This is a genomic window from Oligoflexus sp. (genome assembly GCF_035712445.1).
In the GTDB taxonomy this organism is placed as follows: domain Bacteria; phylum Bdellovibrionota_B; class Oligoflexia; order Oligoflexales; family Oligoflexaceae; genus Oligoflexus.
In genome coordinates this window covers 1-15,624 of record NZ_DASTAT010000029.1, presented here as the reverse complement: position 1 = coordinate 15,624, position 15,624 = coordinate 1, and the positions used below count along the sequence as shown (strand labels likewise).

12 protein-coding genes are annotated in these 15,624 nt (G+C 56.4%); 6 read left to right on the top strand and 6 right to left on the bottom strand.

Features of this window, described 5'->3' with window-relative positions:
- From VFO10_RS06535 to VFO10_RS06525, 3 genes are all read right to left on the bottom strand, one after another.
- Window positions 1-1,358: hypothetical protein (locus VFO10_RS06535; protein WP_325138275.1), on the bottom strand; the 1,358-nt coding region annotated here is incomplete at its 3' end.
- Between the two features lie 13 nt (window positions 1,359-1,371).
- Entirely contained in the window at window positions 1,372-1,995 is a 624-nt protein-coding gene (locus VFO10_RS06530; protein ID WP_325138273.1) for a hypothetical protein, read from the bottom strand.
- Complete coding sequence (locus tag VFO10_RS06525) at window positions 1,983-2,777, bottom strand: hypothetical protein (RefSeq protein ID WP_325138272.1); 795 nt, start codon at window positions 2,775-2,777, stop codon at window positions 1,983-1,985. The genes VFO10_RS06530 and VFO10_RS06525 overlap by 13 nt, the downstream gene beginning before the upstream one ends.
- 355 nt (window positions 2,778-3,132) lie before the next feature.
- Between VFO10_RS06525 and VFO10_RS06520 the strand changes: the two genes are divergently transcribed.
- Window positions 3,133-4,542 carry a hypothetical protein gene (locus tag VFO10_RS06520; protein ID WP_325138270.1) on the top strand — a complete coding sequence of 470 codons (1,410 nt, stop codon included), beginning with the start codon at window positions 3,133-3,135 and terminating at the stop codon, window positions 4,540-4,542.
- Here the strand turns inward: VFO10_RS06520 and VFO10_RS06515 are convergent.
- From VFO10_RS06515 to serA, 3 genes are all read right to left on the bottom strand, one after another.
- Window positions 4,539-5,195, bottom strand: coding sequence for a fumarylacetoacetate hydrolase family protein (locus VFO10_RS06515; protein ID WP_325138268.1), 657 nt, complete (start codon window positions 5,193-5,195; stop codon window positions 4,539-4,541). The two genes, VFO10_RS06520 and VFO10_RS06515, sit on opposite strands and share 4 nt — an antisense overlap.
- Window positions 5,196-5,683: 488 nt before the next feature.
- Complete coding sequence (greA, locus tag VFO10_RS06510; RefSeq protein WP_325138267.1) at window positions 5,684-6,181, bottom strand: transcription elongation factor GreA; 498 nt, start codon at window positions 6,179-6,181, stop codon at window positions 5,684-5,686.
- On the bottom strand, window positions 6,178-7,770 hold the full coding sequence (gene serA / locus VFO10_RS06505) for a phosphoglycerate dehydrogenase (RefSeq protein ID WP_325138264.1): 1,593 nt from the start codon (window positions 7,768-7,770) through the stop codon (window positions 6,178-6,180). Before serA ends, greA begins: the two co-directional genes overlap by 4 nt.
- A gap of 308 nt (window positions 7,771-8,078) precedes the next feature.
- Here serA and VFO10_RS06500 point away from each other — a divergent pair, with 308 nt between their 5' ends.
- From VFO10_RS06500 to VFO10_RS06480, 5 genes are all read left to right on the top strand, one after another.
- On the top strand, window positions 8,079-9,338 hold the full coding sequence (locus VFO10_RS06500) for a glycosyltransferase (RefSeq protein ID WP_325138262.1): 1,260 nt from the start codon (window positions 8,079-8,081) through the stop codon (window positions 9,336-9,338).
- Between the two features lie 96 nt (window positions 9,339-9,434).
- Entirely contained in the window at window positions 9,435-11,057 is a 1,623-nt protein-coding gene (locus VFO10_RS06495) for an ABC-F family ATP-binding cassette domain-containing protein (RefSeq protein ID WP_325138261.1), read from the top strand.
- Between the two features lie 150 nt (window positions 11,058-11,207).
- Window positions 11,208-12,059 carry a hypothetical protein gene (locus VFO10_RS06490; protein ID WP_325138259.1) on the top strand — a complete coding sequence of 284 codons (852 nt, stop codon included), beginning with the start codon at window positions 11,208-11,210 and terminating at the stop codon, window positions 12,057-12,059.
- 64 nt (window positions 12,060-12,123) lie between these two features.
- On the top strand, window positions 12,124-13,770 hold the full coding sequence (locus tag VFO10_RS06485) for an ABC-F family ATP-binding cassette domain-containing protein (protein ID WP_325138257.1): 1,647 nt from the start codon (window positions 12,124-12,126) through the stop codon (window positions 13,768-13,770).
- Window positions 13,754-15,624 (top strand): OPT family oligopeptide transporter (locus tag VFO10_RS06480; RefSeq protein ID WP_325138255.1); only part of this gene is annotated, 1,871 nt, incomplete at its 3' end. The genes VFO10_RS06485 and VFO10_RS06480, both read left to right, overlap by 17 nt.

The following is a 15,624-nucleotide window of genomic DNA, read 5'->3' as shown; positions in this document are numbered from 1 at the left end:
GTCTGGCCGAACTTCTGAAAACCATCAGGCAGAAAGAAGGCAAAGGCGGCCTTTTCCTGTTCGGTCACCAGTTGGGCCCCGATTTTATTCAGGACAGCGTCCCGCAGCTCGGGATCCAAAAGGGCCTCGGGACCGCTCTGGGTCAAGGCGCTGAGCATAAGCCCCACTTCGCGGATACGGTGTTCCAGGATCTGCCGCATCATATCAAAGACCTGAAGGGTCACCACCGAGCGACCCGTCAGGGCATCAATGGCATCAATCTCGGCCAGAATCAGTTCCCGCGAGGCCGGCCAGTCGTCTTCCGACATGATATCCATGATGGCAAACGCGGCGCGCATGGCCGTCAGCGCATCCGGTGCGGGTTCGGCAATGCCGGTCAGCCCTTGCTTGATCGTCTCGACCACCCGCACAGCGCCCAGCTTGTCACCGATATTGCCGCCGCAGTCCTCGCAGATCGTCGCAATCTGGGTCAGGCTATCAAGGCAGCGGGCATAGTTTTCCAAAGCGCTGGTGAAGGCACTCGCCTCGCAGCCTTTGTTCAGGGCCAGAAGACTGAGGCCGGCCAGCTGTTTCTCGCAGTCCTCGAATTTCTGCTGCACCTTGTTGGACAGCGTATCAAACTCCTTCTCGATGTCCTGCATCATGGTTTCCAGGCGCGGCACGAGTCTGTGATTGATGGTGCTGTCGATCAGCTTCAGAGCATTCTCACCCGCGGCGGTCTTCGCCTTGATTTCGCTCAGGATCTGGTTCATGTTGAATTTCGCGGCATGAATCAGGGTATTGCTGATGGCCACGGTTGACTGGCTGAAGGCCCCGTACTGAAGCCAGAAGCTGGCGATTTCCTTTTGCGGTGTCAGCACCTGGACCGGCAAATGCCCGATGGAACGCTGGCCGGCAAGGTCGGGAAAGATATATCGGGTCGGGATGAGGAGAAGGCACCCAGGTTGGGGATGGACCCATTCGTTGCCTTTCTCGGCATCGCTCCTGAGCTGGGCGAATTCGATCATCTCGTAGCTGATGCGCTGCGTGTCCTTGTGAACAAGGGGCAGCTCCGCGCTCAGAAAAGTCTGATCCTCGAAGGCCTTATTGAGCCGCATGGCGTCGTAAACGGAAAAGGGCAGGGCGCGAAAGCTGACTTTCATCTGACGCTGCTGAATGTATTCCCCGATCGTCGCGAGGCCAATCCAGGATGCGAAAACCAGATTGCGCATATCGCAGATGGAACCATTCAGAAGAATTCCATCCAAGGCCGCCGTATCCGGCGTGTCGCCAATGGAGCCGTAAAAAGTAACGACACCCTGTTCCCGGTGTACGCGAAACCTTAGCCTGTCGACCTCGCTCAATTGAATCGCTTCCATGGTTCTCCTCGCTCTATTTTTCGCGGAACGGCGCCGCGGGTTTTTTGGGTTCGGAACGCGTCGAATCCATGGGCGACAGCTGACGACCAAAGTAGGCCTGGGACAGGGCTATGTATTTCTTCTGCAGGTTACCGCGGTAGCGCCGTGTCTGGCGCGTGCGATCCAGACACTCCGCTACGATAAAAAGGGCCTTGGATTCCCGCAGAAACTGCTGGATCTTGTCCTGATAGGAACGACCGAGGTTCTCCTGCTCCAGCTGATATTCCAGTCGACTCATCATATGAAAATAGCACCAATGATAAAGGGGAAGACTCTCCCGCACATCCGCCTGCATCTCGTCCGCCGCTTTTTGGATGTCAGCCTTGCTCTGCAGGCGATCCGCGCGCACCAAAAGCTGTGCCTCGCAGTCTTCGAGCCTTTCCAATTCAAAGCCGGTTTCCTGGGCCGCAAGCCAGGTGGAAAGGCGTCCGAGTTCCTGAGGCGAAGGATCAGGCAGATTCGTGTCCATAGTTGGAGGTGCGGGTTCGTCCTGAGCGGGCAAGGTTGCGGCGGCCACCTCGCTCGTTTCTGCTGGCGGCGCAGGCTTGGGGGTGCTGCAGCTGGCCAAACATAAAAGAAGTATCATCAATCGGTCCATAGACTGACTCCAATGCTCAAGTAGGAAAGCATGTAAGCGGAACTGGTCTGAATTCCGGCCTTCACTTCCCATTCAAATCCCTGGGACAGCGGAAAACCCAGGCCATAATTAAGCCAAAGCCCGCTTCCATCCAAACCATAACGTTTGGTGGCCTGTTTCAATTTTTCGCCTGGAAATTCAGGATCCGCCTGACGATTGACGCCGGCCAGACCAAAGGCCAGCGTGTGGCGTACGGGTTCCTTCCATTCGAAAGCGAGCAAAGGCCCTACATACATAGCGGTGAAGCGGGAAAAGCTGGTCTCGGATCGCGCGTGGCCATTCCATGCGGCCAGATAAAGGCCGGTCCAGAACGTGAAGGATCGCTCAGGATCTGTGAGACGGAATGCGGATTGCCAGACGAGGCCCGGATCAAAGCGGAAGCGATCGGCAGGGCCCGCCAGCTTTCGAGCCAGAGCGGGAGCAAGACCGAGATGCATGCGAAAACGCGGCTGCGCATTCTTGAGATTCATGCTGACCTGCAGCTCATCCGCTGCTTTTTTTTCTGCAGGGCTAAGGAGTTCATCCGTGCTCATCGCCGGTTCCTGGGGAAGGGATGCAGGCGGCTCCTGAGCTTTCTTTCTGCGCAGCTGCTCCTCAAGGGAAGGATGGGCTGCCCTGGGCATGGGTGTGCGGGGGCCCGTCCCATCCGGTCCCGAAATCGTTCCGGACTGGGAAATTTGTGCCTGAACTGCGCTTTGGGACGCGAAAAGAAGCCCCAAACAGAGCGGAAAAACTCGGCCCATGATCCTCAACCTTTTGGCAATAAGGGTCATTATAGCCTTAACGTCCAAGGGAAGCGAGAAAGCTTATCGGAACTGGCAAAGTCTTGCCCAGTGCGGCTCGGGAAAATCCTGCCCATTTTTTTCAATCGGGAGCGGTCCTAGACTGGGAATAGAGTGGTCAACTGACCTGTCGCCTGAGGTCTTTCAGGATGGAATTCCCTTTGATGGAAGTCGGAGCGTTTGCGTGAAGTCGAAAGCACCGCCTAAGCCTCATCCTACACACAACCGTCGCGTCCCGGCGCATGAGCTTTTTCCTCAGCCCGGTGTGTACCGCCCGCAGACCTTTGGGCCAAGACGCACAAGGAAAAAGCGGCCTTTGCTGCTCGGACTCCTTTTCATGTTCACTTTCCTGGCCGGCTTTGCCGCCCTCGGTTATCTGCGCCGTCCGCATATCCAGGCTCCTTTCGTCTTAGTGGAAATCCGAGCCATCGAGGAAGCCGGGCATCCGGTCACAGCCGCCAAGGTTTCGATCAATAACAAATCCATGGGCGTCACCGATAGCTTCGGGGAATGGCGTCGTTACTTAAGGCTGCAGCCCGGTGAACAGCTGAGCGTGGAGCTCGTGAAAAACGGCGAGCCCTCGTATCGTGGCGCGCGCCTGCTGAAGGTTCCGAAGAATCGCAGCGGTGATCATGATTTTGAAGTGAAGGCCAGCATCGAAATGGTCACGCCGAAAGCCCTTTCGAAGCGTAGAGACAAGGTTCAGCGCCAGGCGCAAAGAGCGCAGGTGGTCGATGAAACCGATCCAGAAACGCCGGATGAGGATATGGAGAGCCGCCCGCAGGAGATTCGGCAGAAGGCCACGGTGGAGAATGATGAGGCGTCCGATCCCAGTGATGCGAATGACAGTTCCATGGGCCTTTACTTTGATGATGGACTGACGGCGATCGCCCTGCAGGTGACGCCTTTCCGCGGTGTGCCCGCGAATCTTTTGGAAAAACATCAGGCCGAGGTGCTGGAGGATCGCATCCTGCCGATGCTGGCCAATGACCTGGAAAACCTTGGCATTCGCGTGGATAAGGGGGCGCCCTGGAAATTGAACCTGACCTATGTTCCCAAGCGCGATCAGGTCGGTTATATCCGCAGCCAGATCACCTGGCAGAATCCTTTCGGTCAGCCCGAGAAAACCGCTTTCGTCGCAGGCTATGCGAAGACCTTCGAAGAGACAGTACGCGCGATGTCATCGCTGCTGCGCGTTCACATGAAAAAATCCTACTGGGCCTTTAAAGAGGACGGCAAGTGGTTTATCGACGAGGCCGCAGATGTGAAAGCCTTCTGGCGTTTGAAGCCCGGCATCACGCTTTCGGATACCAACGGTCAAAAGTTTTCGATAGCCATGGCTTCGCAGCAGCACGGCACCAAACGCTGGCGTCTTAATGTGGGCAACAGTCAACCCTGTGCAACGGTTCGGCAAAAAAATCGCTGCATGGTGAGCACGCAGTCGCTGAAGGAAGCGCCGCCACTCCTTGGCTGGAAACAGAGACGTCTTCGCATTCAGGGCACGCTTCCCAAAAATGCCGAAGTCTTCGTCGCGGGATTCCAGGCGGTGCCGGTCGGTGATGGACACTGGGAATATTGGGGGCATCCGGGCAGCAATCACAAGGCTCTGGTGCTTTCGCAGGGACGCATCGTGCACAGTGAGATCTTTATGGATGAAACCAATTCGCTGGCTGTTCTGCGCGTACCACCCGCAGCTGCTGCCGGTACGCGCCAGGCTCGGCGTTAAAGTCGGCCGTTCGCATTCAGTTTCAAAGCGTCACTGAAAACTCGAAGCTGATCACCGCGTTTCAAAGGTCCCACGCCCGAGGGCGTTCCGGTGAAGATAAGATCCCCTGGATACAGGTTCTGCAGCGTCACGAGATAATGCAGGATCGTATAGCAGGGGAACATCATGTCCTTGGTGTGTCCTGCCTGCTTCACTTCACCGTTCACTTCCAGCTGCAGATCAATCCTGGTTAAATCCACGCCTTGGGCGCTGACGAAGGGCGCGAGCATGCCGGAACCGGCGAAGCTCTTCGCGATCGTCCAGGGCAGGCTTTTCTTTTTCAATTGATCCTGCACACCCCGGCGGGTCAGGTCGAGTCCCAGGGTCACAGCCGCGACGGCATCCGGGCCGACATCGGACTGGCTCTTCAGATGACGTCCCACCAGCAGTACGAGTTCCAGTTCATGATGATAGGTTTCATCGGCAAAGGCGATCGGTCCTTCCGCCAGTCGACGCAGGGACGAAGGCGCTTTCAAAAAGACGACAGGTTCTGCAGGAATTTCGTTGCCAAGTTCCTTGGCGTGGTCGGCATAATTACGGCCGATGCAGTAAATATTTCCACTGAGCTGTGGCCAGTCGGCGCGCGCAGGCTCCACCTGGTATGAATGAGACATAAGGGGCTCCTTTAGGGATTGAGGAACAGCGTATGATCACGGAAACCGCAGGCTCAATCAAGCTGCAATAATTCCGCCCCTCAAGGCAGACCCCCCTCGACGCCCGCAGATATCACTGGTGGAACGTCACGATAAATTTCGACTGACAATCCGGACAGCTGGTCTGGACTCCGCCGGTTTCGGGACATTCATAGCTCTGATATTGTTTGCAGGACGGACAAAAGCAACCCCAGGAATTTGTCTCTTCGCACTCGTACTCGGCGAATACACGCTTCAGCTTCATGGATATAACCCTCTTCAACTCGTTTTATTTGGAATGTGCCCGCTCTTCACGGTAACGATTCCGTGAAGAGCAAAACTCATTCCATCGCTGAGGAGGGTAAAGCGGCGGAGAATGCCGGGAAAACAAGCGTTTTAAAGTCGTGATGACAGACCATAGGGCGTGACGCTGTTCGAAAAATCCAACAGACGGGTGCCTGAACTTCGTCCTACTCCACCCGACGTCCGGCATAATGGATATCGATGATCTCGTAATCGGCATCGCCCATCGGCCGGTGTACAGTGACCACTTGGCCGACCTTCTTCCCCCAGACAGCCCGGGCCAAGGGCGACTTCCAGGAGATCGTGCCCTTGTCGGCATCGGACTCTCCGACCCCGACGATGGTCCATTCCCGGGTCTGGCCCTCCTCGTCCTCGATGACGAAGGTGGCCCCGAATTCGATGCGACTGCTGCGGATATTGCGTGGATCCACAATCTCCGCATCCTTCAGAAGGCCGGTGAGGTAACGCAGGCGTTTATCGATTTCCCGCATCCGCTTGCGGCTATAGATATACTCTGCGTTTTCCGAACGGTCCCCTTCGGCAGCCGCGGTCGCCATGTTTTCGACGATGCGTGGCCGTTCCACCTCAAGCAGCTGGCGATGCTCTTCAGCGATCCGCTCCCAGCCTTCGCGGGTGAGCGGATTTTTCAGCTCATCCTTGCTCATAGGAAAAGGGCTTTGGCGCTGACAACGTTGGGCAGTTCTTTCAGCTGCTTCAGTTGCGGCGCAGGGATCTGACTATCGACACTGACGATCGCCATCGCCCGTCCACCTTTTTTATTCCGGCTCAGGTTGAAGGAGCTGATGTTGACGTTACCACGGGCCAGATAGTGGCCGACGTCACCGATGACACCGGGACGGTCATGGTTTTCGATCAGAAGGAGATAGCCCGTAGGCTCGACTTCGAAGTGGAAATCGTTGAAGAGGGTCAGGCGGATATGCCGCTCTTCAAACACCACGCCGCCGACCGTGATCTGCTGGCCCTGAGCGCCGCGGACGATGATTTTCAAAGCGGAATTATAGCTCGTAAAGCTGGGATCCGTGCTTTCGCTGATTTCGATGCCCAGGCGTTCGATGTGCTTGTTCACGTTCACGAAGGACACGTAATCATCGACGACCTGGGTGGCGAAACCCTTCATCCAGCTGAGGCGGATGATGGAGTTATCGAGTTCCGCGATATCACCGCGGTACTGGAGCTGCACTGTTTTGGGATTGAAGTCCAGGACCTGGCCGACGATCGAGCCGAGTTTTTCGGCAAGGGTGGAGTAGGCTTTCAGGATGGGCTTATCGATCACGCCGACCTGAGGCAGGTTCACGTGATAATCCACGACGCCGCCTTCCAAGGCTTTCCGCACCTGCTCGACTATGGTCTGGCCGATCGCGATCTGCGCTTCCTCGGTCGAGGCTCCGATATGCGGTGTGCAGTAAACGTTCGGATGTTTCACAAGATCCATCCAGGGGCCGGGTTCTTTTTCAAAGGTGTCGATCGCTGCGCCCGCGATCACGTGCGTTTCGAGCGCCCACAGAAGATCCTTCTCATCCACCACGCCGCCGCGCGCTGCGTTCACGAAATAACCCTGGGGACCCAGGGCCTGCAGCACGGCGCGATCGATCATGTTGGTCGTTTCTTTATTCTTCGGCACATGCAGCGTGAGGATATCGCAGATCTCGGCGATTTCCAGGAGCGAGCTCACCGGCGTCGCGCCATGATTCGAGAACACGTTGGGCGAAATATAGGGATCATAAGCGTACACTTCACAGTCAAATCCACGGCAGAATCGAGCCACGCGGTGGCCCACATTGCCAAGTCCGACGATGCCGACTTTCTTGCCTTTCAGTTCGAAACCGCTGAAGCGGTGACGGTCCCAGCCGCCCGCTTTCACCTTGTTCTGCGCTTCGGGAATCTTCCGCAGCATGGCGAGCATGAGGCCGAGGGTCAGCTCGGCCGCGGAGTTGGTATTCTTACCGGGCGTGTTGAGGACGAGAATTCCGCGTTCGGTGGCATATTCGAGATCGATGTTGCCCACGCCGACGGCAGCGCGCGCGATCACTTTCAGTTGCGGGGATGCGTCGATCAATCGGCGATCCACGTTGGTTTCACTACGGGACACCAGAACATGAGTGTTGGCCAGATCGGGAACGAGTTCCTCGAAGACCACATCGGGCTTGTAGACGATCTCAAGACCCGCGATTTGATTGAACCCTTCCAAGGCCACGTTATGCAGCTGACCTGTGATCAAGACTTTTGTACGCATACTTCCACCCTATCGACGAGAACGTGGCCTTTAACCTAACACAGGATAAAAGCGAGGCTCGATAGGGAATTTCCAGTTCCCTGAAAGCCGCGCGCAGCGCCCTTCGTTTCGGTCGGTCCTGCGACTCCTGTCAAAAAATCTGACAGCGCGGCGCTGAACCCCTCGTGCGCTCTTTGTTAACGCACTGTAAATACTGTATAAATTCAGCCAACCCAAGCAGCCCATCCTGGCCGGATCTTTGCTCTTCCCATTGTGCCGCCCCCTGCGGAGCCGCTATGGTATAAGTTGTTGTGGGATTGGAGGGGCCTTTGAAGCGTATTCGGAAAGTCTTGATCCTCAGTGGTTTGCGTCTGTTTCCCAATCAGGCCGGTGGCCATCTGCGCAGTGGAAACCTTGCGAAAGCCTTGGCACGACTTGGCCTTGATGTCTGCATCTATAGCCTTGCCGGTCGCCGTGAGGACTACGGATCCGGCCCCAGTCTTCTGCAGGAAGACATTGAGCCCGGCCTGGTCGAGGAGATCAATCTTTCCCTGCCGCTCGGTCTGGCTCAAACTCTGGCCCGCCGCCTCGGTTTGCCCCGCTTATGGCAGTATCCCATTCTCGCTGCCGGCCTGATTCCTGCGAGTTTGCGCGAACGTTTGCACTGGGCGGACTGCATTATCTGCGATCTGCCTTTTGTGCCGCCGATTCCAGGGCCCTGGCGTCGAAAGCCCTGGGTGCTCCTGAGTCATAATCTTGAATACCGACTGCTCGAACAGGGTGGTTTCCGCGATCGGCATCTTTTTGCGCCGATCGTTCAGCAGTGGGAGCAGACTGCGTCCAAACGTTATGATGGTATCCTGGCCTGTTCGGTGGAGGACTATATTTTCTTCCAGGCGCATAATCGTGAGGTGAAACCCATTCAGCTCGTGCCGAATGGAATTGATGCCGCGCTTTATGCCCCGGATGCCGCAAAGCGGATCGAGATGCGGGAAAAGCTGGGTTTTCAGGCCAAGGACCGGGTCGTCCTTTTTAGCGGCAGCCGTTATGCGCCGAATATGGAAGCCGTCGCCGAGCTGCAGTCTTTCGTTCAGAAGAATCAGGAGGCCCTCAAGTCCGCCTCGATACACTTTCTGATCCTTGGCTCCGTGGCGCCTGCCGGACGTTCCCCGCATATGCTGGCCACCGGCTTCGTGGATTCCGTTCTGCCCTATTTTCAAGCGGCGGATTTTGCCATCAATCCGGTCGCGCGAGGATCGGGCAGCAATGTCAAAATCTTTGAATATCTGGCCGCGCGTCTGCCGATCCTTTCCACCGAATTCGGCGTGCGCGGATCCGAGCTCCAGGCCGAACGCGATTATCTGCCGTTTACCTGGAATAGCCTGATGACAAGGCTTTCCCGTCTGGATACGGAGCGCAGTCCCGAAGCCTGGCGCATTTTCGGTGAAGAGGTCTGGCTGCGGCATGCGGCGGTCAGCGATATGACCGAAATCCTTCGCCAGCAGTGGGAGGCTTTGGAGCGCGGCCTGCCTCAGCAGTCTCTGCGCCTTGTCTCCCAAATGCCCCAAAGCCTCCGCAGCCGGTCTTAAGCCTGGGAAAAGACTTAAGTATTCTCTGCTAGCCAAAACCAAGTCCATGAATTACTGTAGGCGCCTTCGGGAACCTCATCTTATGGACTTAGTTACATGATCAGCACCAATCAAGTCACCCTGGCTTTTAGCCAAAGGTTTCTCTTTCAAGATGTCAGCATTAAATTCCACCCTGGGCATTGCTATGGCCTGATTGGGGCCAATGGCGCAGGAAAATCGACTTTCCTGAAGATCCTTTCGGGCGAAATCAAGCCCGATCGCGGCGAAGTCCTGGTCACCCCGGGCCAGCGCGTGGCGGTCCTGAAACAGAACCATTTTGAATTTGAAGACGTGGAAGTCATCAAAACCGTTTTGATGGGCAACCGCGAGCTTTTCGATATCATGAAAGAGAAAGACGAGCTTTACCTGAAGCCGGATTTTTCAGAAGAGGACGGCTACCGTGCAGGCGAGCTGGAGCATCGCTTCGCGGACCTTGGCGGCTATGATGCGGAAAGCCAGGCCGGGGGCATGCTGGAATCCCTGGGTGTGCCGACCGCGTTGCACAGCATGCTGATGCGCGAATTGGAAGCCGGCATGAAGGTCCGGGTTCTTCTGGCCCAGGCGCTCTTTGGAAACCCTGATATCCTCCTGCTCGATGAGCCTACGAACAACCTGGATATCGATTCGATCATGTGGCTCGAAGAGTTCCTCTGCGAATTCAAGAACACTGTGATCGTCGTATCCCACGATCGTCACTTTTTGGATAAAGTCTCGACCCACATCGCCGATCTCGATTTCAACCAGATCAATCTTTACACCGGCAATTACAGCTTCTGGTATGAAGCGAGCCAACTCGCTTTGAAGCAGAAGCAGGACCAGAATAAAAAGACCGAAGACAAGATCAAGGAACTGAAGTCCTTCGTCGAGCGCTTCTCGGCCAACGCATCGAAGTCGAGCCAGGCCACCTCGCGGAAAAAACTTTTGGATAAGCTCAGCATCGAAGAGATCAAACCTTCGTCGCGCCGCTATCCGCATATTCATTTCCAGCAGGAACGCGAAGCGGGCAAGCAGCTGCTTGAAGTCAAAAACCTCACAGGTTCGCTTGACGGTAAAGCGCTCTTTAAGAATCTGCGCATGAACGTCGAGAAAGGTGAGAAGATCGCCTTCGTCGGTCGTGATACGGCGCCGGCCTCGCTCCTCCTCCAAATCCTTGCCGGAGAGAAAGCGCCGGATTCCGGTGAATTCAGCTGGGGCGTGACCACCAAGCGCGGTTACTTCCCGAAGGATCATGAGGCCTTTTTCAGCGAGAACCTGAGCCTGATCGAATGGCTGCGCCGCGGCGCGACCAAGCCCGCCGAAGCCGAAGAGGAATTCCTGCGCGGATTTTTGGGCAAGATGCTCTTCAGCGGCACGGAGGTATTCAAGGAAACCAAGGTTCTGTCCGGGGGCGAAAAAGTGCGCTGCCTGCTGTCGCGGATGATGATGATGCAGCCGAACGTCCTTTTGCTGGACGAGCCGACCAACCATTTGGATCTGGAATCCATCACGGCCCTGAACAATGGTTTGAAGAACTATAAGGGGACGATCCTTCTCATTTCGCAGGACCGCGAAACCGTGGAAACGATCGCGACCCGCATCGTCGAGCTGACGCCCAAGGGTGTGATCGACCGCGAGATGAGCTATACGGAGTATCTGGAGCGGGCCGATATCGCGGCCGAACGCCAGGCTCTTTATCACTGAAAAATCCCCTAATCTGCCTGAAATTGAGCCTGCTTACGTCCTGTAATGCAGGCTTTAAGCCCTTGAAAAAGCGCGCGAAAGACCCGCATCTTAATGTTTTGACCACATGAGCCGATAAAAACTCTGGACCCATAGAGAACGGAGTTTTTGATGGCACCTACCTTGGGAAATAACCCGGGGATCGAGGAATTTCTGGGCCATATCCAAAAAAGGCCGTCCAGCGAAGTGCTGGTGGAGCGTTTTCTGGTGCTGGTCATGGAAACCGAGGCCCCGATTCGGCAGCGGGCCATGGCGCGTCTCACGCGTATCCTTCTGGAAGCCAATCCCAAGGCCGCTCTTCAGTCCTGCTATCGCTTTCTGCAAAAGTCGCGAAGCGAAGGCCGTTCGATCGAAGATGAAATCACGGCGCTGGAACTCACGCGCAGTTGTTTTGAAAAACTCGGCAAGAAAAATCAAGCGACCATCATAGGGAACGAGATCAAAAAGCTGCGGGAGCGCCTTGCGAACCCGGATTCTTTTCATCGCGATCTGCGCACCGTCCTGAATGCGCCGCAGGAACAGACCGAACAGATTTCCTACGAGGACCTGGCGGCGGAACTTTTCCTTCGTCTGCAGGGCGCGCTCGGCAACTTCACCAACATCCGGCATCAGCAGCTGGCGGTGCAGAGTCTCATCAAGGCCTATCAACTCGTGTACGAGGATATGGCAACGCCGATTCGCAAGGCGCTGCATCTTTATGGACGCAATCCCCTGCTTTGGACCTTGGACGGTGAATTCCGCCAGGATCTGAAGCATTATCTTTTGGAAGGCCGCCTTTTCAGTATGGGCAAGGACGGTCTGTCCGAAGGCCGCTTGCGGATGTCGATGGAGCTTCTGACTGGCTGGTTTGATCAGCGTCTGCTTCTGCCCCAGCAAAGTCGTGGCAAAGGCCAGGAGCTGGTGGCCCAGATCGAATTCCTGGAAACGGCCCTGACGGCCATCATCGACCGGGATTTCAGCTGAATTTCCTTCCAAAGTCGGTTATGCTCGCGGTCCGTAAAAAAACTCCAGGACGAGTCTCCGACGCATGATACATCTCACAAATCTGACCAAACGGCAGGGCCAGCGGGTCCTTTACGAAAACGCCTCCTTTTTGATTCGTGAAGGCGATCGGATTGGCTTGGTCGGCCCGAATGGTGCCGGCAAGACCACCATTTTCCGCCTGATCGTAGGTGAAGATCATCCCGACGCAGGAAGCATCACCATCCCGCCCCAGTGCGTGGTGGGCTACTTTTCCCAGGACGTGGGAGAAATGCGCGGACGCACCGCCCTTGAACAGGTGATGGCCAGCGCCGGACGCGTCGCGGAACTCGGTGCGTTCATCGCCGATGTGGAAGCGCAGCTGGCGTCGGGTGCGACGTCGGACATGGATCCCGATGCGTTCAATCAACTCATGGAACGCTACGGTGATGCGCAGATGGAATTCCAGCAGCGCGATGGCTATGACCTGGAATCGCGAGCCCAGGCGGTGCTGACCGGCCTCGGCATCGGGCCTTCCGATTACAATCGTCCGGTCGAGCAGTTCAGCGGCGGCTGGAAAATGCGGATTGCGCTGGCGGGAATCCTGACCCTGCAGCCCGATGTGCTGCTGATGGACGAACCGACCAACCATTTGGATATCGAATCCATCCTCTGGCTTGAAGAATGGCTCCAGTCCTATAAGGGCGCGATCATGATGACGAGCCACGACCGGGAATTCATGAATCGGCTCGTCGGCCGCATCGTGGAGATCGCCCATAAGCAGGTGACTGTTTATTCCGGCAATTATGAATTCTATCTGCGCGAACGCGAGCAGCGGCGTGAACAGCAGGCCGCCGCGCATCGGCGTCAGCAGGAAATGCTGGCCAAGGAAGAGGATTTCATCGCGCGTTTTGCCGCGCGGGCCTCGCATGCGGCTCAGGTGCAGTCGCGGGTGAAGAAACTTGAGAAAATTGATCGCATTGAAGCGCCGCCCGAAACGAAGACGATTGAGTTTACCTTTCCCACGCCTCCGCGCAGTGGGAATGATGTCGCGCGCCTGACCGATCTGAGCAAGATCTGGACGCGCGAGGATGGAACCCAGCGGCAGGTTTTCCGCGGGGTGTCCGGGGTCATTCAAAGACAGAATAAAATCGCCCTCACGGGTGTGAACGGAGCGGGGAAATCCACGCTTCTGAAAACCATAGTTGGGGAAACGGAACCGACGGACGGTTCCGTGGCCATCGGCCCGAGTGTGCGGACGGGCTATTTCAGTCAGCATGCTCTGGATCTTTTGAATCCGAACAACACCATCTTTGAAGAGATCAGCTCGCGTCTGCCGGACGCCACCATCGGGTTCATTCGAAACCTTCTGGGAGCCTTTCTTTTCAGTGGTGATGATGTGCATAAGAAAATCGGGGTCCTGTCCGGCGGTGAACGCAGCCGGGTGCTGCTGGCGCAAATCCTCGCCAGCCCCTTGAATTTCCTGGTGCTCGACGAACCGACCAACCACCTGGATATCGAATCGCGGGAAGTGCTTCTGAAAGCGGTTCAGGATTTCGATGGAACCGTCCTGGTCGTGAGTCATGACCGACATTTCCTGCGCGCCCTCGCCAATCGGGTTTTCGAAATACGCGACGGTGAACTGCGCGTTTATGAAGGAAACTACGATTATTATCTGGAGAAGGGGGGCATGAACGTTGGCAAAGGGAATTAAGGCCAAGGAAACCAAGGCCAAAGGCAAATTCATTGCGCCGAAGGGGGCGAAGGGGCCGAAGGGTAAGACTCAAAAAGGCTTCGAGGGACGCGATCCGCGGGAAGTCGAATGGTTTAAAAAAGTTTATCAGGGGGACAAGGTTCCGCAGCTGACCTGGCGAGCGGTGCTGATGGGCGCGGTTCTGGGCGGTTTCATGTCGCTTTCGAATCTTTACGTGGGTTTGAAAACAGGCTGGTCCCTGGGCGTTGCGATAACCGCCTGCGTCCTGTCCTTTTCGATCTATAAAACCCTCATGAAGGCCTTTCCGCGGCTCTTCAAAACGGATATGTCGATCCTGGAAAATAACTGCATGCAATCGACCGCCTCGTCGGCTGGTTATTCGACCGGAACGATCATGATTTCGGCGATTGCGGCGTATTTGATCATCAACGGCGAACATCTGCCGATGGGCGCGCTTTTCGTGTTCGTCTTTCTCGTTGCGGCGCTTGGCGTATTCATGGCCGTGCCTTTGAAACGGCAGATGATCAACATCGACCAGCTGCGTTTTCCGAGTGGAACAGCGGCGGCGGAAACCCTGCGGAGTCTGCATGCCACCGGCGCCGAGGCTTCGATCAAAGCGCGGGCTTTGGGTTTTGCGGCCTTGTTTGGTGCGGTGATCGCGTGGTTCCGGGATGCGGGCAAGCCCTTTTCGATTCCGGCGCATTGGGATTTTCCCGGCTCGATTCGCGGCATGGCCCTGAGCAAATGGACTGTCACGTTTGAAGTGAGCACGGTGATGATGGCCGCGGGCGCGATCATCGGCTGGCGCGTGGCCTGGTCGCTGCTTTTGGGAGCGATCATCAACTATATGGTTCTGGCCCCGATGATGGTGGATGCCGGCGCGATTGATGCGAGCAAGCTCGGCTTCCGTGCGATCGTCGGCTGGAGTACCTGGGGTGGGGCGGCTTTGATGGTGACATCGGGTTTGACCGCATTCTTCATGCAGTGGCGTACGATTCAGCGGGCTTTGTTGGGTATGACGAAGATCTTTTCGCGGAAGAATCAGACGCCTCCCGATGCCATCAGCGCGATTGAAGTGCCGGCGTCGTGGTTTGCGATTGGTTTTCTGCTCACGGCCCTCGGCTGCGTTGTGGCGATGAATTATTTCTTTAACACGAGTATCTGGATGGGGATCGTGGCTGTGGCCTTGACCTTCTTCCTCGGTATCGTGGCGAGCCGTGCGACCGGGGAAACCGATATCACGCCTACAGGCGCGATGGGGAAGGTGACTCAGCTGGCCTTTGGGGCCTTGGCGCCTTCGAATATTACAACGAACCTTATGACTGCGGCGGTCACATCCGGTGCAGCGAGTTCGGCGAGTGATCTTTTGAATGACCTGAAGAGCGGTTATCTTCTGGGTGCGAATCCGCGTCAGCAGTTTATTGCGCAGTTCCTTGGTATTTTTGTGGGAACCCTGGTTGTCGTTCCTGTGTTTTATATCCTCGTTCCCACTGCGGCCTCCTTGGGTACGGATCAGTGGCCCGCACCGGCTGCGCAGACCTGGGCCGCGGTTGCAAAACTTTTGGCGACCGGCGTGGATGCTCTGCATCCCACGGCGCGAGTCGCGATTGTTTGCGGCGGTTTGGTCGGTATTGTGATCCCCGTTTTGGAGCGGCTCTTTCCGAAGCAGGCGCGTTTTATTCCTTCGGCCACGGGTCTTGGTCTTTCCATGATCGTGCCGTTCTTTAACTCCCTGGCGATGTTCCTGGGGGCTTTGATTGCCCTGATTATTGAGAAGAGATCGGCGCTGATGAGCGAGCGCTTCGTGGTGCCGGTGGCATCCGGCTTTATCGCAGGTGAGTCGATAATGGGCAT